At 65.8% G+C, this 16,263-nt stretch carries 13 protein-coding genes; 7 read left to right on the top strand and 6 right to left on the bottom strand.

Translation table 11 applies throughout. The features are described from left to right. Positions 1-83: 83 nt before the first annotated feature. From AC6RA4_RS13920 to AC6RA4_RS13910, 3 genes are all read left to right on the top strand, one after another. Positions 84-1,772, top strand: a complete 1,689-nt coding sequence (locus AC6RA4_RS13920) for an ABC transporter permease (protein WP_500161247.1) — start codon at positions 84-86, stop codon at positions 1,770-1,772. Between the two features lie 4 nt (positions 1,773-1,776). Then, positions 1,777-2,967 (top strand): ABC transporter permease, encoded by a 1,191-nt coding sequence (locus tag AC6RA4_RS13915; protein WP_500161246.1) that lies wholly within the window; start codon positions 1,777-1,779, stop codon positions 2,965-2,967. Positions 2,968-3,086: 119 nt separating this feature from the next. Beyond that, positions 3,087-4,334, top strand: a complete 1,248-nt coding sequence (locus tag AC6RA4_RS13910; protein ID WP_500161245.1) for a PAS domain-containing protein — start codon at positions 3,087-3,089, stop codon at positions 4,332-4,334. An 18-nt stretch (positions 4,335-4,352) separates the two neighbouring features. Here the strand turns inward: AC6RA4_RS13910 and AC6RA4_RS13905 are convergent, their stop codons facing one another. After that, positions 4,353-4,829 (bottom strand): transglycosylase SLT domain-containing protein, encoded by a 477-nt coding sequence (locus AC6RA4_RS13905; RefSeq protein ID WP_500161243.1) that lies wholly within the window; start codon positions 4,827-4,829, stop codon positions 4,353-4,355. 138 nt (positions 4,830-4,967) lie between these two features. Here AC6RA4_RS13905 and AC6RA4_RS13900 point away from each other — a divergent pair, with 138 nt between their 5' ends. After that, positions 4,968-5,831, top strand: coding sequence for an SDR family oxidoreductase (locus AC6RA4_RS13900; RefSeq protein WP_500161242.1), 864 nt, complete (start codon positions 4,968-4,970; stop codon positions 5,829-5,831). A gap of 232 nt (positions 5,832-6,063) precedes the next feature. Here the strand turns inward: AC6RA4_RS13900 and AC6RA4_RS13895 are convergent, their stop codons facing one another. The 4 genes from AC6RA4_RS13895 to AC6RA4_RS13880 all read right to left on the bottom strand — a co-directional run bounded on the left by AC6RA4_RS13895 (position 6,064) and on the right by AC6RA4_RS13880 (position 9,617). Continuing rightward, complete coding sequence (locus tag AC6RA4_RS13895; RefSeq protein WP_500161240.1) at positions 6,064-6,507, bottom strand: MaoC family dehydratase; 444 nt, start codon at positions 6,505-6,507, stop codon at positions 6,064-6,066. A 222-nt stretch (positions 6,508-6,729) separates the two neighbouring features. Next, on the bottom strand, positions 6,730-7,602 hold the full coding sequence (locus AC6RA4_RS13890; protein ID WP_500161239.1) for a TIGR01459 family HAD-type hydrolase: 873 nt from the start codon (positions 7,600-7,602) through the stop codon (positions 6,730-6,732). 71 nt (positions 7,603-7,673) lie between these two features. Then, complete coding sequence (locus AC6RA4_RS13885; RefSeq protein ID WP_500161237.1) at positions 7,674-8,546, bottom strand: aldose 1-epimerase family protein; 873 nt, start codon at positions 8,544-8,546, stop codon at positions 7,674-7,676. A 150-nt stretch (positions 8,547-8,696) separates the two neighbouring features. After that, positions 8,697-9,617, bottom strand: a complete 921-nt coding sequence (locus AC6RA4_RS13880; RefSeq protein ID WP_500161235.1) for a manganese-dependent inorganic pyrophosphatase — start codon at positions 9,615-9,617, stop codon at positions 8,697-8,699. 175 nt (positions 9,618-9,792) lie between these two features. On the opposite strand from AC6RA4_RS13880, the gene AC6RA4_RS13875 reads away from it, so the two are divergent. Both AC6RA4_RS13875 and AC6RA4_RS13870 read left to right on the top strand, forming a co-directional pair. After that, complete coding sequence (locus tag AC6RA4_RS13875) at positions 9,793-9,987, top strand: DUF3072 domain-containing protein (RefSeq protein WP_500161234.1); 195 nt, start codon at positions 9,793-9,795, stop codon at positions 9,985-9,987. A 203-nt stretch (positions 9,988-10,190) separates the two neighbouring features. Then, complete coding sequence (locus AC6RA4_RS13870) at positions 10,191-12,470, top strand: NADP-dependent malic enzyme (protein ID WP_500161232.1); 2,280 nt, start codon at positions 10,191-10,193, stop codon at positions 12,468-12,470. A 39-nt stretch (positions 12,471-12,509) separates the two neighbouring features. On the opposite strand, the gene AC6RA4_RS13865 is transcribed toward AC6RA4_RS13870, so the two are convergent. Then, positions 12,510-13,793, bottom strand: coding sequence for a Hint domain-containing protein (locus AC6RA4_RS13865; RefSeq protein WP_500161230.1), 1,284 nt, complete (start codon positions 13,791-13,793; stop codon positions 12,510-12,512). Positions 13,794-14,510: 717 nt separating this feature from the next. On the opposite strand from AC6RA4_RS13865, the gene AC6RA4_RS13860 reads away from it, so the two are divergent. Further along, positions 14,511-16,263: AMP-binding protein (locus AC6RA4_RS13860; protein WP_500161228.1), on the top strand; the 1,753-nt coding region annotated here is incomplete at its 3' end.

Genomic DNA, 16,263 nt, shown 5'->3' with positions numbered 1-16,263 from the left:
GGAAGGGGGCCGCGCGGCCCCCTTCCACCCTAGAAAAATCAACTGCGCATCAAAGACGCAGATCCAACGGGGACCAATTCCGCATGAGCGACGCCACTGGGCCAGACACACTCGACGGGCCGACGCCAGACAACGCGCTGCGTCAGGCCGAAAAGAAATCCGGCCCGATGCTGGCCGCCGACGGAACGCCTCTGAAGAAGAGCCTTTCGCGGGCGCTGCGCAGGCAGAAGATGCGGGCGCTGATGCTGATCGCGCCGCTGCTGCTTTTCGTGCTCATCACCTTCATCGCCCCGATCGCGGACATGCTGTTCCGCTCGGTCGAGAACCAGATCGTCTCTGAGACGCTGCCGCTCACCACCGAGGAGCTGGGCAGCTGGGATGGGCAGGGCCTGCCGCCCGAGGTCGCCTTCGAGGCCGCCTACTACGACATTTTCATCGCCGCCGAGCGCAAGCTGCACACCCGCCTCGGCACGCGTCTGAACTACGAGCTGACCGGCGCCTCGTCGCTGTTCCGCAAGTCGGGCCGCGGGCTCGATGACATCGGAGAGGTCTATCAGGACCAGTTCGAGGATCTCGACAAGGACTGGGACGAGGCCGTGACATGGGTCGAGCTGATGGGCGATCCCGACTGGCTTGCCAAGCAGCAGGACTGGGCCGCCGACGAAGACGGGCGCCAGCCGGCCTTCGAGCTGCGCGACGGCATCGAAGAGCTTCTGCCCACCGCTGCCCGCGAATACGCCGCCTTTGCCAGCTTCCAGCAACGCGAGGAGCAGAAGAACCTGCTCGAGGAAGAGCCGTGGTCGGCGGTGCACACCGCGCTCTACCAGGATCTCGCCGCCGGCGACATGTCCTCCTACAGCGGGCCGCGCGCCGACATGCTCAAGGCCGCCGACGCGCTGGTCGACAGCCCCGAGTTCGAGACCGTCTCGTTCGTGGATGGCTTCGAGGAGATCGACGAGGACTGGATCGATCCGCCGATCTGGCAGACCATCAAGCTCTACAGCCCCAACTACACCTCGGGCTATTTCCTCAATTCGATCGACATGCAGCTCACGCCGGACGGCGCAGAGGCGCGCCCGGACAACGAGCGCATCTACCTGCTGCTGTTCAAGCGCACGCTGTTCATGTCTCTGGTCATCACCTTCAGCTGCATCCTGCTCGGCTACCCGGTGGCCTACATCCTGTCGAACCTGCCGATGCGCAGCGCCAACCTGCTGATGATCCTCGTGCTGCTGCCGTTCTGGACCTCGCTTCTGGTGCGAACCTCGGCCTGGAAGGTGATGCTGCAGCAACAGGGCGTGATCAACGACGTGCTGGTGTGGATCGGGCTGGTCGCGGACGACTCGCGCCTGACCATGATCAACAACCAGTTCGGCACTATCGTGGCGATGACCCACATCCTGCTGCCGTTCATGATCCTGCCGATGTACTCGGTGATGTCGACCATCCCGCCGTCTTACGTGCGGGCCTCGAAATCGCTCGGCGCGACCAACTGGACGACCTTCTGGCGGGTGTATTTCCCGCAGTCGATCCCGGGGATCGGCGCGGGCTCGATCCTCGTGTTCATCCTGTCGATCGGCTACTACATCACCCCCGAGATCGTCGGTGGCACCACCGGTACCTTCATTTCGAACCGGATCGCCTATCACATCTCGTCCTCGCTCAACTGGGGCCTCGCAGCCGCGCTGGGGGCAATCCTGCTGGCGGTGGTCCTGATCCTCTACTGGGCCTACGACCGCATCGTCGGCATCGACAACGTGAAGCTGGGGTAAGGCAATGAACGACGTGATCCTCACACCCGTGGAAGAGAAACCCCTCTCCTTCACCCTGCCTGTGCTGGCCGCGGCGGGCGGATTTGCCGGCATCTTCGTCGGCGCCGCCAACGGCTCGAGCCTTCTGGGCATCGTCGCCGGCGCCATCATCATGGCCGCGATCGGCTTCCTCGCCGTCTCGGTGCTGGGCGAAAGCAAGGAAAAGCTTGCCCGCTGGGGCCTGATCGCGATCTTCGCCGCGGTGGGCTTCCTGCTGGGCGCCATTCCCGGCCTTGTGGTCGGGGCGCTTTTCGGCTGGTTCTTTGGCTGGTTCTCCTACTGGATCGGCTTTGGCCGCTACCGCGAGAAGCTGGTGCCCTACCTCACCCCCGGGCAGGTGCTGTGGCATTATTCCTTCCGGGTGATCTGCGGCGCGATCTTCGTGTTCCTGATCACGCCGATCATCGTGGTGATGCCGCTGTCGTTCAACGCCGAGGACTTCTTCACCTTCACCCCCGAGATGCTGCGTTTCGATCCCGAGGGCTACTCGCTGAAGCACTACCGCGACTTCCTGACCAACCCGGAATGGACCCGCGCGGTGAAGAACTCGCTGCTGATCGCCCCGGTGGCGACGCTGATCTCGGTGTCGCTCGGCACGCTGGCGGCCATCGGCCTGAGCCAAAGCCACGTGCCCGGCAAGCGCGCCATCATGGCGATCCTGATCTCGCCGATGATCGTGCCGCTGATCATCTCGGCCACGGGCATGTATTTCTTCTACTCGAAGATCGGCATCGTCGGCACCTACTGGGGCGTCGTTCTGGCGCACGCCGTGCTGGGCATTCCCTTCGTGATCATCACCGTGACCGCGACGCTGGTGGGCTTCGACCGCTCGCTGACCCGCGCCGCGGCCAACATGGGCGCCGATCCGGTCACCACCTTCTTCCGGGTGCAGATGCCGCTGATCCTGCCCGGCGTGATCTCGGGCGGCCTGTTCGCCTTCATCACCTCCTTCGACGAGGTCGTGGTGGTGCTGTTCATCGGCTCGGCCGAACTGCAGACCCTGCCGTGGCAGATGTTCACCGGCCTGCGCGAGCAGATCTCGCCGACCATCCTCGCCGCGGCGACGATCCTCGTGGGCATCTCGATCCTGCTGCTGAGCGCGGTCGAGCTGCTGCGCCGCCGCTCCGAGCGGCTGCGGGGCATGAGCCCGGGCTGATCTGCGGTCCACGGTTGAAAAATTTCGGAACGCGGGCGTCAAAAGCGCCCGCGTTCAGCTTTTGGAAAGGCCCGTGCGTGCATGGTCGGTGCGATTGCGTTCTGAGGCACGAGGCACCGATGACCCAGCATGATTCCCAGCTCGTCACCCAAAGCCGGAGTGGCATGGGCGAGGTGCCGTTCGAGGCGTCTTGCATGTTCTACTCCCGCACCGATGAGCGCGGGGTGATCATCGAGGGCAACAGCATCTTCCGCCGCATCTCGGGCTTCGGCTGGGAAGAGCTGAAGGGCGCGCCGCACAAGATCGTGCGTCATCCCGACATGCCCAAGGGGGTGTTCCACCTCTATTGGGACCGGCTCAAATCCGGCAAGCAGGTCGCGGCCTACGTCAAGAACAAGGCCAAGGACGGGCGTTTCTACTGGGTGTTGGCGGTGGCCTGGCCGATCCCCGGCGGGTTCCTCTCGGTGCGTGTAAAGCCGCATACCGAGCTGTTTTCGAAGGTAAAGGATCTCTATGCCGATCTCCGCCGGGCCGAGCTCGAGGAGGGTGTCTCGGCGGCGCGAAGCGCCGAGACGCTGCTCGCCCGCCTGCCCGAACTCGGATACGAGGATTACGATGCCTACATGTCGGCCGCGCTGTCGCTCGAGCTCGAGGATCGCGCCAAGCGCAGCGGGCTGGCGCTGGATCCGCAGCAGCAGCGCTTCCTGACCATGGTCCGCACCATCGGCCAGATCCGGGAGGAGACCGACCGCATGACCGAGATCATCAAGATGATCCGGACGGTGCCGATGAACATGCGCATCCTCGCCTCGCGGCTGGAGAATGCCGGCGGGCCGATCAGCGCGATCTCGGTCAATTACGGCTCCATGCTCGACGAGATGGCAAGCTGGGTGAAGAGCTTTGTCGAGGGCAAGGACAGCACCTATGTCCGCATGCGCGAGACCATCGAGCGCGGCCAGTTCCTTGTCTGCGCGGCGATCATGCAGCGCGAGATGTCGTCGCTCTTCGAGGAAGACATGAAGAGCGCGCCCGACATCACCGCGCTGATCGAGGATCGCGATACCCTTCAGGCCGAGGCCAAGATGTTTCGCAAGAGCGCCGGAGAGGCGCTCAAGGTGGTCGAGAGCGAAGCGACCCGGCTGGGCCGCAGCGTGCTCGACATGAAGCGCTACGTGACCGGCCTCAGCTCGACCCGGATGATGTGCAAGATCGAGAGCGCGGCGCTGAATGGATCGGGGGATTCGCTGTCGGGGATTGTCGATCAGCTCGACGCCGGTCAGGACGAGATCGAGGCGCGGCTGGCCCGGATTGTCGAGCTGAACACCATCATCCAGTCCAACACCGCCATGCTGCGGGCGGTGACATGATCGGCGCGGGTATTCGCCTCAGGCCGAGCGCAGCCCGGTCTCGACCAGCATCCCCCGGCGCTTGGCCTCGTAGTAGTAGCCCCGTGCGTACCAGCCGATCGCCGCGTCGTGGCTGCCGTCGGACAGGAGCCATGCGCCACGCAGGTACTTCACGCCGTATTGCAGATTGGTGTCGGCGTTCAGCAGGTCCGAAGGCGTGCCGCGGAAGCCCATGGTGCGGGCGGTCTGGGGCAGGATCTGCAACAGACCATAATAGGGGCCGTTGCGGGCCGCCGGGTTGTGGGTGCTTTCGCGGATGGCCAGCCGGTGCACAAGCTCGCGCGGGACCTCGTAGTGATCGGACCAGCGATTGATCTGGCTGCGCAGTTCCGGCGTCTCGTTGGGATAGAGCGGCGGGTTGTAGTTCCGCGCCACCGGTTCTTCGCGGCGGGCGCCGCAGGCGGCAAGCCCTCCGAACAGCAGCACCATCGCGGCGCGGCGGGACAGACTCGGCATGGAACACCTCTTGTGAACGGCCTCGGCCCTGAATAGCGATTTTCGGGCGCGCTGCCTATCCGCGGAGCCGGTCATGCGCGGAGCGCCGCTCACCGTTGCGCGCTTGCATATTGCTTCGGCAACTCGCACCTTGGATGCATGACAAAGAGACTTCTCTCGCTCGGACACGGGTATTCGGCACAGGCGCTTGCGCGGCAATTGCTGCCGCAGGGCTGGACCGTGATCGGCACGACCCGCGATCCCGAGAAGGCCGAACGGCTGCGCGCCGAGGGCATCGTGCCGCTTCTCTGGGACCGGATGGCGGTCGAGGAAGCCCTTGGGCGGGTCTCCCACGTGCTGGTTTCCGCCGGCCCGGACAGCGACGGGGATCCGGCGCTGCGGCTCTGCGGCCCGGCCATTGCCGAGCGCGCCGCGCAGCTCGAGTGGGTGGGCTATCTGTCGACCACCGGGGTCTATGGCGATCACGGCGGCGGCTGGGTCGACGAGGACACACCGCTGACGCCGAGCACGCGCCGCGGCGCCATGCGGCTGGCCGCCGAGGATGCCTGGCGGGCGATTCCCGACCTGCCGCTGCACATCTTCCGCTTGGCGGGGATCTACGGCCCGGGGCGCGGTCCTTTCGCGAAGGTCCGCGCCGGCACCGCGCGGCGCATCGTGAAGCCGGGGCAGGTGTTCTCGCGCATCCACGTGGACGACATCGCGCAGGTGCTCGAGGCCTCGATCCGCCAACCTGATCCGGGCGCGGTCTACAACCTTTGCGACGATGATCCGGCGCCGCCTCAGGAGGTCATCCTGTACGCGGCCGAGTTGCTTGGCGTCGCGCCGCCGCCGGAAGAGCCCTTCGACAGCGCCGAGATGGGCGCCATGGCCCGCAGCTTCTATGCCGAGAGCAAGCGGGTCTCGAACCGGCGCATAAAGGACGAACTGGGAGTGAAGCTGTTCTACCCGGATTACCGCGCCGGGCTTACGGCGCTGCTGAAGGCCGAGGGCGGGTCGGGCTGAGCGCCGTGCTGGCGTTCCGAGTCGGTGACGGGGGAGGGGGCCAGCCCCCTCTTGGCGCGGAGCGCCAATTCACCCCCGAGGTATTTGTCGAACCAGAGAAGGAGGGAGCGCTGTCGGTCGTGGATGCGGGAGCGCGGCCATCCGGCTATGGCAGACGCGCGGCGGACGGGGCGGCCTGTGAGCGGAGCGCGGGTGGGCTTGCCTCGCCGAGGCCCCGACGACAGCGGCTGAGTCAGTCGAACTTGCGCGAGGGGGCGAGCACCTTGGCCTCGCCGGCGAGCACCTTCTTGCCGTCGACGGAGCAGTGGCAGTCGAGCGTGACGCGGCGCTTCGAGTGGTCGATGTCGACCACCTTGACCTCGGCATAAACCGTGTCGCCCGGGCGCACGGGCGCAAGGAATTTCAGCGTCTGGCCGAGATAGATCGTGCCGTGACCCGGAAGCTGTTCGCCGATCACCGCCGAGATCAGCCCGGCGGTCAGCATGCCATGCGCGATGCGGCCCTCGAAGATGGTGTCATGGGCGTAGGCGTCGTCGAGATGCACCGGGTTGCGGTCGGTGGAGACCTCGGCGAAGAGCTCGATGTCGCGATCTGTCACCTGTTTGCGCAGGTGGCGCGTCATCCCCATCTCGATATCCTCGATGCAGATGGTTCCGCGCGGGAAGTTATCGAACATCTCAGCCTCCATGATCCTCGGCCTGGTAACAAAAATGCGGCGAAAATCGCCGTTCGGGTAACTTTATTACTTTGCGGGCGCAGAAAATCAAGGGCGTTTCGACCGGCTCCGACCAAAGAACCGTGTGGCGACGAGGCCCGAGGCCACTTGCCAGACAGACAAAGGGCGCGCCGTTGTCATGCGGCGCGCCCTTGCGTGTCAGGCCCGAACGGCGAGGGCGGCTCAGCGCAGGAAGCCGATCGAGTAGGTCGGGGTCATGCCTTCCTTGGCGAGGAAGTCGAGCAGTGCCTCGGCGTGGGGCTGGGTCTCGGTGCGGGTTTCTTCCGCCGCGAGCCCGCCGGTGATGAAGAGCGAATCGATGTCCTCGCCCTGCGCGCCCTGGATGTCGGTGCGCACGCCGTCGCCGATGGCGAGGATGGCGCTGTCGCCGATCTCGGGGGCGATCTCGTGCAGGCGGCGGCGGGCGAGATCGTAGATCGGCGGGTGCGGTTTGCCGAAATAGAGGCTCTCGCCGCCCATCTCGGTATAGAGCGCCGCCAGCGCGCCGGCGCACCATTCGCGGCGGTGGCCGCGATCGACCACGATGTCGGGATTGGCGCAGAGCAGCTTCAGCCCCTTTTGCTTGGCATAGAGGAACTGCGGGCGCATCACCGCCGGGTCGGCGCTGGCATCGAACGGGCCGGTGCAGACGATGCCCTCGGCCTCTTCGAGCGGCACGCAGGTGACCTCGACCGGATCCTTGATCAGGTGCAGCGGCTCGAAGAAGGTCTTCTCCTCCTCGATGCCGATGAAATAGACCTTGTTGCCCACCGTGCCCTGGAACATGGCGGCGCGGGCGCTGTCACCGGAGGTGGCGATGGTGTCCCAGGCGTCGTCGGGGACGCCGAATTTCTCCAACTGCTTGGCGACCTCGACGCGGGCGCGGGGCGAGTTGGTCACCAGCACCACGATGCCGCCTGCCTTGCGGTAGGCCTGCAGCGCGGCGCAGGCCTCGGGATAGGCGGTGACGCCGTTGTGGACGCAGCCCCAGAGGTCGACGAACAGCGCCTCGTAATTCTGCGAGACGTCGGACAGGGCTTCGATGATCTGGGACATGGGTCACCTTTGTGCTCGGGTCGCGCCCTAGGTAGGGCGCGGGGGCGCGCTTGGCCAGCCCCGTTGGGCGGTCAGAGCCGGGCCGTAACGGAGTAGCCGAAGCGGGCGGTCTCCTGCGGTGGCAGGGGGAGGCTGAAGGGGCGCGCGGCGATCTGCGGCGAGGCGCCGTGCTCGGCGGCCATGCCGTGCCAGGGCTCGACGCAGAGGAAGGGCGCGCCGGGCGGTTGCCAGAGCGCGAGGTTGGGCAGGTTGTCGAAAGTGAAGGCCAGCGCGGGGCCGCTGGACACGCCGTAGGTCAGGCCGGGGCCCGCGCCTTCGGGGAAGATCATCGCGTCGGCCTCGAACTGCGCGGGATCGAGGGTCAGCTTGCCGGCGCGGAACGGGGAGGGATGGCGCTCGGGCGGCAAAAGGCCGTCGCGCAGGCGGGCCAGCGCCGGCTCGGCGCCGTTGTCGAGGCGGATTTCGTGCGGCTTGCCCTCACCGCCGGGCAGGGGCCAGGCGAAGGCCGGGTGGAAGCCGAAGCCGAAGGGCATGGGCTGCGCGTCGCGGTTGCTGATCTCGACGCCGACAGTGAGCGTGGCGCCCTCGAGCGCGTGGGTCACGGCGATCTCGAAGGCGAAGGGATAGAGCGCGCGGGTCTCGGCGCTGTCGCGCAGGACATGGCGGCAGGCGGTCGGGCTTTGGTGCGTGAGCGTGAAGGCGCTGCGCCGGGCGAAACCGTGCTGGCGCATATCGGCTTCGTGGTCGCCCACGGCGATGCGGTCGCCCGGGGCCTTGCCGACGATCGGGAAGAGGATCGGGGCACGGCCGCTCCACCACGCGCGATCGCCGTGCCAGAGCAGGTCGGCGCCGTCGCTGGTGCGCAGGCTCTGCATTTCGGCGCCGAGCGGTGCGATGCTGGCGGTCAGGGCGTCGCTGGCGATCTGGATCGTGTCTTGGGTCATCTCTGGCTCGTCTTGCGGTCGTGCCGAGCTTGTCGCAGGCGGCGGGGATTGACCAGAGCCTGTGGCAGAGTTCCGTGGCAAGCCGATGACAGGGCACGAAAAAGGGGCGCCCCGCTGGGCGCCCCTTCGGGTCCGTTCCGGTGGAAGAGATCAGACCTTGAGGTTCGGGATGATCTGCTTCTTGCGGCTCATGATGCCGGGCAGCACCACGGTGTCGCCCTCGACGGTGGCGCCGAAGCTTTTCTCGGCCACGGTCTTTACCAGGTCGTTGGGGACCAGCAGCGTGGCCTCTTCCTTGATGATGTCGACCACGAAGAGCAGCACCTGATCGACGCCATCCTCGGCGGCGACGGTCTTGAAGCTCTCCATCAGGCAGTCCTTGCGGTCGAGCGGGATCTCGGGCGCGGTGGTCTCGAGCACGGAGACGCGGAACTTGGTGCCGTCGACGGCGTATTCCTTGCTGTCCATGCGGATCAGCTCGGCATCGGAGAAGGCCGAGACATCGGACTTGGCGGCAAACATCTTGGCGGCGAACTCGGAGATGTCGAGGCCGAGATCGGCGGCCAGGGTCTCGGCCACGGCGCGGTCATGGGCGGTTGTGGTGGGCGAGCGGAATTCCAGCGTGTCCGACAGGATGCAGGTCAGCGCCGCGCCCTTGATGGCGTCGGGCATCTTGGCAACGTCGGCGCCCATCAGGTCGACCATGATGGTCGCGGTGCAGGCCAGCGGGCGCACGGTGATGTCGATCGGGCCCTTGGTCTCGAGGCCGCCGACCAGCTTGTGGTGGTCGATGATCGCGGTGATGTCGGCGGCGTTGATCGACGCCGGCAGCTCGGCCGGGTTGTTGGTGTCGACGATGACGACCGGCGCGTCGGCCTCGACATCCGAGATGATCTCGGGCTTCTCGAAGCCCCAGTGCTCGAGCATGAAGGCCGCTTCGGTGTTGGGCTCGCCCAGAAGCACGGGCTTGGCCGCAACGCCCTTCACCTCGTTCAGGTACCACGACCAGATGATCGGGCTGCCGGTGCTGTCGGTGTCGGGGGATTTGTGGCCGAAAACCAGGGTGGTCATTGAAAAAGCTCCTTGGGTGCGGATCGGAATTTGGCGCGGGTTATAGGTGCCACGGGCTTCCTTGTCACCTGCGGAAATGCCGCGTCTGCCGGGTGTGAGCGATAGCAGTGGCGCAGGTGTCGGAACCGGGGGCGGGGGCTGCGTGTTGATCCGCCAAACGAGAGGATATGATCAGATGAACGCGATGACCCGCCCCGCCCAGATCGACGCCGCCCTCGACGTCCCGCCCGACCCGCGCCAGCCGATGAGCGCCACCCAGGAAGCCCGCCTGCGCGAGCTTTCGGAGCGCGCCGGTGAGCCGGTCTACACCGACCTGACCGTGCAGCAGGCCGAGCAGCGTATCGAGTTGCTGGAAGCGGTGGTTTACTGACCCGACCGGCCTTGCCCGGCGCGGCCTCCGCGTCTCGCCGCCCCACGGAGGTGGCGAAGCGGGTGGCGGCTTCGTAGGCGCTGCTCCGAAAGCGCCCAGCCTTTGTCGGGGGCGATTTTCGTTTACGCCCAGCCGGAGTCCTGTTATCCCGCCAACGACTGATTGTTCAGCGTTAAACTACTTCTTCGGGAGGGAGGCGGGTCATGTCGGACACCACACAGGAAAGCCTGCGCCAGGCGGCGCTGTTTTATCACGAGAATCCCAAACCGGGGAAGCTCGAGATCCGGGCGACCAAGCCTCTGGCCAACGGGCGCGACCTCAGCCGCGCCTATTCGCCCGGCGTCGCCGAGGCCTGTCTCGAGATCAAGGCCGACCCGGCCAACGCGGCGCGCTACACCGCCCGGGGCAACCTCGTGGCGGTGGTGTCAAACGGCACCGCGGTGCTGGGGCTTGGCAATATCGGCCCGCTGGCCTCAAAGCCGGTGATGGAAGGCAAGGCCGTCCTGTTCAAGAAATTCGCCAATATCGACTGCTTCGATATCGAGTTGAACCAGCCCGATCCCGAGAAGCTGGCGGAGATCGTATGCGCCATGGAGCCGACCTTCGGGGCGATCAACCTCGAAGACATCAAGGCGCCCGACTGCTTCATCGTCGAGAAGATCTGCCGTGAGCGGATGAACATTCCCGTCTTCCACGATGACCAGCACGGCACCGCCATCGTCGTCGGCGCCGCCGCGATGAACGCGCTGCACGTGGCCGGCAAGAGTTTCGAAGACATCAAGATCGTCTCCACCGGCGGCGGCGCGGCGGGCATCGCCTGCCTCAACATGCTGCTGAAGCTCGGGGTGAAGCGCGAGAATGTCTGGCTCTGCGACATCCACGGCCTCGTCTACGAGGGCCGCGAAGAAGACATGAACCCGCAGAAGGCGGCGTTCGCGCAGAAGACCGACAAGCGCACGCTCGACGATGTGATCGACGGCGCCGACATGTTCCTCGGTCTTTCGGGCCCCGGCGTGCTCAAGCCCGAGCATGTGCAGAAGATGACCACGACGCCCATCGTCTTCGGCCTCGCCAACCCGACGCCCGAGATCATGCCCGACGCGGTGCGTGCCGTGGCCCCTGATGCGATCATCGCGACGGGCCGCAGCGATTTCCCGAACCAGGTCAACAACGTCCTGTGTTTCCCGTTCATCTTCCGCGGCGCGCTCGACGTGGGCGCGACAGAGATCAACGATGACATGGCGGTGGCCTGCGTCGAGGGCATCGCGGCACTGGCCCGCGCCACCACCTCGGCCGAGGCGGCGGCGGCCTATCACGGCGAGCAGCTGACCTTCGGGCGCGATTACCTGATCCCCAAGCCCTTCGATCCGCGCCTCTCGGGCGTGGTGTCCTCGGCGGTGGCGAAGGCCGCGATGGAGTCGGGCGTGGCGACACGCCCGCTTGAGGATCTGCAGGCCTACAAGGACCACCTCAACGCGTCGGTGTTCAAGTCGGCGCTGCTCATGCGCCCGGTCTTCGAGGCCGCCCGCACCGCCTCGCGCTCCATCGTGTTCTCGGAAGGTGAGGACGAGCGCGTGCTGCGCGCCGCGCAGGCCATCCTCGAAGAGACCACCGAACAGCCGATCCTCATCGGGCGCCCCGACGTGCTCGAGACCCGCTGCGAGCGCATGGGGCTCGAGATCCGTCCGGGCCGCGATTTCCACGTCGTCGACCCCAACAACGATCCCCGCTACCGCGAGTATTGGGAGACCTATCACAAGCTCATGGCGCGCCGTGGCGTGACGCCGGATCTGGCGCGCGCCATCCTGCGCACCAACACCACCGCGATCGCCGCCATCATGGTGCAGCGCGGCGAGGCCGACAGCATGATCTGCGGCACCTTCGGCGAATATCGCTGGCACCTGAACTACATCAATCAGGTGCTCGGCAACGAGGGCCACGTCCCGCAGGGCGCGCTGTCGATGATGATCCTCGAGGACGGGCCGCTGTTCCTCGCCGATACGCAGGTCTGGACCGAGCCCTCGCCCGAGCAGATCGCCCAGACGGTGATCGGCGCCGCGCGCCACGTGCGCCGCTTCGGCCTGACGCCGAAGATCGCGCTGTGCTCGCGTTCGCAGTTCGGCAACCAGTCCGACGGTTCCGGCCCGCGCATCCGCGCCGCGCTCGACATCCTCGACAGCCAGCCGCGCGACTTCATGTACGAGGGCGAGATGCACGTGGACAGCGCGCTCGACCCCGAGCTGCGCGACCGCCTGATGCCGGAGAACCGGCTCGAGGGCGCGGCCAACGTGCTGATCTTCGCGCAGGCCGATGCGGCTAGCGGCGTGCGCAACATCCTGCGCCTGAAGGCCGGCGGTCTGGAAGTGGGGCCGATCCTCATGGGGCTTGGCAACCGGGCGCATATCGTGACGCCGTCGATCACCTCGCGCGGCCTGCTCAACATGGCGGCCATCGCCGGCACGCCGGTCGCCAGCTACGGCTGAGCCTGATGGCGACGCCCCGGCACGGGCCGGGGCGCGCGATCAGTAATCCACCAACACCTTGCGGTTCTTCGAGATCCGCTCCGAGAGCTTGCGCGCGCGTCTGCCCGACACCAGTGGGCGCGCCGAGAGATATTGGTCGATGTCGGGGAACAGCGTCAGGATCTCGTTGCGCGCGTCTCGCGGCAGCGCCTTGATCGACTCGCTTCCGAGATAGAGGCTTTCCGTCGCGGCGCCGTTCGAAAAGACGATCTGGTGCTGATCGAAGAAGAAGTGCCAGTAGGTGACCGACGTGATCTCCTCGGCGACGCAAATGCCGTCGAGGGACAGCAGGTGCTTGGCGGCGATCAGAACCTCCTTCTGGCCGAACATGCGCTCGGCGATCGCGTTCGAGACAAGCACACGGTGCTGGGGCGAGACCACGATGTCGCGTTCGGGCCGCCCCCTTCCCAGCGCATTGGCACGGATCCGGATGGGGCGCAGTTCGGGGTTGCGCTCCAGATCCTCCTCCTCGAGATGGCGGCACCCGACCCAGCGGATCGGTTGATAGCCGTTGTCCATGGTCAGGACGCGATGCCCGACGCGGAGGTTTTCCACCGCAACATCGCCCGCCAGCGTGGCAACGGGTGTTCCGGTGGTCAGGCAGGCCAAGGCCACGCCCGGGAAGGTGAAGGTGTCGCCATTGAGCAGCGTGGCCTGGTTCGTGAAGAACTCGGAGGCTTCGGCCGCGGTCATCGGCACATCGATATTGACGCTCTGGGTCAGAAGCCCGCCATCGACCCGCAGGTGCAGGACGCTGCCGTCATAGGCGCTGCTCGGATCGCCGGGGCTGGCCTCGTCAAGCTCGATGGTGCGGCCGCTGACGATGAACTGGTCGGTGGCCTGCATCCCGGTGGTGTTGAAGTTCACCGGCTGGATGCCGAGCACCGAGACCACGGGCGGATCGTAGGTGAAGGTGCCGGTGCCGTAGGGACCGGAATAGGCGACATCATAGGTGTCGAGCAACCCGTTCAGAACTGCGAGGCTCAGCACTGAGGCATCCAGCGTCATGGCGCTGTTGTCGAAAACCTCGAAGGTGAAGCTGCTGAGCGCCGAGGCGTCGAGCAGGCCGTTGTCGATGGTCAGGTCGCCGCCGTTGATGACGCGGAAGGTCGGGGAGGCGCCGAGATTGATGCCGGCAATGGAAGTGATCGTCAGGCTGACGCCATCGACGATCAGCAGGCTGTCGCCAAGCGCGGTGATCTGGACCGTATCGCCGTCGGCAGAGTTGCCGCTGTCATAGGTGTGCGTGGAATTGGTGAGCAGGTCGATAGAGAGAAGGGCCATTTTGCTCAGACCCCGCCGGACGCATCGCAACCGAGCGCAGGCGCCGGTCGATTTGTTGCGGTGTCTCCCTCGGGGTGGCGGGGGCCGGGATGAGCCCCCGCCGCGAGTGGTGTGCCGGGGAGGGAGGCCTGTATAAGCGTGGTCTGCGCCATGTCTTACTCTCCTTTGTCCGCCCCTTGTCGCGGAGGGCCGGACCTCTTTCCTGAGAGAGATGCGTGGCGGGTTGGGCCGCTCTGGGTGATCTCTCGACCTCCATTGAGCGACTCAATTGTGCTCTCAATTTGATACGTACATGCGAAATCTATCAATTTGATAAGGGGCGTTGTTTTGAAATGATATTTTTTGTTCTCGGTGGCGTGTGTGCGCTAAATAAGGTTTTCTCAATATACCTTTTAGCGTCCCAAACGCTGAAATGTGGCGGAAATGGGGCGATGCCTGGGGAATGGGCGATTCTGAAATAGGTCAAAGTTGCTGACAAATAATCAATTTGATATTTGTTGGCCTGCAAACGTTTTGCCGCGAACGGAATTTGCAAAATCGCCATGACTTCGCAGGGCGATCTTCAAAATTTGCGTATTTGCAAATTGTCCGCCCTCCGGGAGGCAGTTTTTTGCAAATCCCCTGCGGTTTTGTGTCATGCTCGGCGGTAACATACTTGCTCCACGCAAATCGCGTGCCTAATCAAAATACCCAAAGGCGAGAGGAGGAGCTTTCCCCATGGGCTACAAGGACGTGTACGAGGCCTGGAAATCCGACCCCGAGGGGTTCTGGATGGAGGCCGCCGAGGCGATCGACTGGGACAAGAAGCCGTCGAAGGCGCTCTTCGACAAGGGCGGCGACATGTACGAGTGGTTCTCGGACGGCATGGTCAACACCTGCTGGAACGCGGTCGACCGCCATGTCGAGGCCGGGCGCGGCGACGAGATCGCCATCATGCACGAGAGCCCGATCACCCACTCGAGCAAGGGCATCACCTATTCCGAGCTGCGCGACCGGGTCGCCTCGCTGGCCGGTGCGCTGAAGATGCGCGGCGTCGAGAAGGGCGACCGGGTCATCATCTACATGCCGATGATCCCCGAGGCGCTCGAGGCGATGCTGGCCTGCGCCCGTCTCGGCGCGGTGCACTCGGTGGTCTTCGGCGGCTTCGCAGCGCATGAGCTGGCGGTGCGGATCGACGATTGCACCCCCAAGGCGATCATCGCGGCGAGCTGCGGCCTCGAGCCGGGCCGCGTGGTGCATTACAAGCCGCTGCTCGACGAGGCCATCGAGCTCTCCGAGCACAAGCCCGAGTTCTGCGTCGTGTTCCAGCGCGAGCAGGAGGTGGCCAAGCTGATCGAGGGGCGCGACTTCTCGTGGCACGGCTTCCAGTACGGCGTGAAGCCCGCCGACTGCGTGCCGGTCGAGGGCAACCACCCGGCCTATATCCTCTACACCTCCGGCACCACCGGCCAGCCCAAGGGCGTGGTGCGCTCCACCGCCGGGCATCTCGTCGCCCTGCAATGGACGATGAAGAACATCTACAACATCGAGGCGGGCGACCGCTTCTGGGCGGCCTCGGACGTGGGCTGGGTCGTGGGGCACTCCTACATCTGCTACGGCCCGCTGATCACCGGGGCGCAGACCATCGTCTTCGAGGGCAAGCCCATCGGCACGCCGCACGCGGGCGTGTTCTGGCGCATCATCCAGAACCACCGGGTGAAGAGCTTCTTCACAGCGCCCACCGCGCTGCGCGCCATCCGCCGCGCCGATCCAGACGGCGAATGGATCCGGCGCTACAAGCTGCACGACCTGCAGGCGCTGTTCCTTGCCGGCGAGCGCGCCGATCCCAGCACCATCGAGTGGGCGCAGAAACATCTGGGCGTGCCGGTGATCGACCACTGGTGGCAGACCGAGACCGGCTGGGGCATCGCCGCCAACCCGATCGGCATCGAGGAACTGCCGGTCAAGCTGGGCTCTCCGTCGGTCGCCATGCCGGGCTATGACGTGCGCATCCTCGACGAGGGCGGCCACGAGATGGCCCCGGGCGAGCTTGGCGCCATCGCGATCAAGCTGCCGCTGCCCCCGGGCACGCTGCAGACGCTGTGGCAGGCCGAGGCGCGGTTCAAGAAGTCCTACCTCACCCAGTTCCCCGGCTATTACGAGACCGGCGATGCGGGGATGAAGGACGAGGACGGCTACCTCTACATCATGTCGCGCACCGACGACGTCATCAACGTGGCCGGCCACCGCCTGTCGACCGGCGCGATGGAAGAGGTGCTCGCCTCGCATCCCGATGTCGCCGAATGCGCGGTGATCGGGGTCTCGGACGAGCTCAAGGGCCAGATGCCGCTGGGCTTCATCTGCCTCAGCTCCGGCGTCGATCGCGACCATGCCGAGGTCTGCAAGGAATGCGTCAAGCTGGTGCGCGACCAGATCGGCCCGGTCGCTGCGTTCAAGCTGGTGACCGTGGTGGATCGCCTGCCCAAGACCC

This window comes from Salipiger sp. (genome assembly GCF_059781815.1).
Note: the sequence above shows the minus strand (reverse complement) of the source record. Positions and strands in the feature narration are given on the sequence as shown.

Excerpts from the sequence above, each read along its gene's own strand:
- AC6RA4_RS13920 (WP_500161247.1), top strand. The coding sequence starts at position 84 with ATGAGCGACGCCACTGGGCCAGACACACTCGACGGGCCGACGCCAGAC.
- AC6RA4_RS13915 (WP_500161246.1), top strand. The coding sequence starts at position 1,777 with ATGAACGACGTGATCCTCACACCCGTGGAAGAGAAACCCCTCTCCTTC.
- AC6RA4_RS13910 (WP_500161245.1), top strand. The coding sequence starts at position 3,087 with ATGACCCAGCATGATTCCCAGCTCGTCACCCAAAGCCGGAGTGGCATG.
- AC6RA4_RS13905 (WP_500161243.1), bottom strand. The coding sequence starts at position 4,829 with ATGCCGAGTCTGTCCCGCCGCGCCGCGATGGTGCTGCTGTTCGGAGGG.
- AC6RA4_RS13900 (WP_500161242.1), top strand. The coding sequence starts at position 4,968 with ATGACAAAGAGACTTCTCTCGCTCGGACACGGGTATTCGGCACAGGCG.
- AC6RA4_RS13895 (WP_500161240.1), bottom strand. The coding sequence starts at position 6,507 with ATGTTCGATAACTTCCCGCGCGGAACCATCTGCATCGAGGATATCGAG.
- AC6RA4_RS13890 (WP_500161239.1), bottom strand. The coding sequence starts at position 7,602 with ATGTCCCAGATCATCGAAGCCCTGTCCGACGTCTCGCAGAATTACGAG.
- AC6RA4_RS13885 (WP_500161237.1), bottom strand. The coding sequence starts at position 8,546 with ATGACCCAAGACACGATCCAGATCGCCAGCGACGCCCTGACCGCCAGC.
- AC6RA4_RS13880 (WP_500161235.1), bottom strand. The coding sequence starts at position 9,617 with ATGACCACCCTGGTTTTCGGCCACAAATCCCCCGACACCGACAGCACC.
- AC6RA4_RS13875 (WP_500161234.1), top strand. The coding sequence starts at position 9,793 with ATGAACGCGATGACCCGCCCCGCCCAGATCGACGCCGCCCTCGACGTC.
- AC6RA4_RS13870 (WP_500161232.1), top strand. The coding sequence starts at position 10,191 with ATGTCGGACACCACACAGGAAAGCCTGCGCCAGGCGGCGCTGTTTTAT.
- AC6RA4_RS13865 (WP_500161230.1), bottom strand. The coding sequence starts at position 13,793 with ATGGCCCTTCTCTCTATCGACCTGCTCACCAATTCCACGCACACCTAT.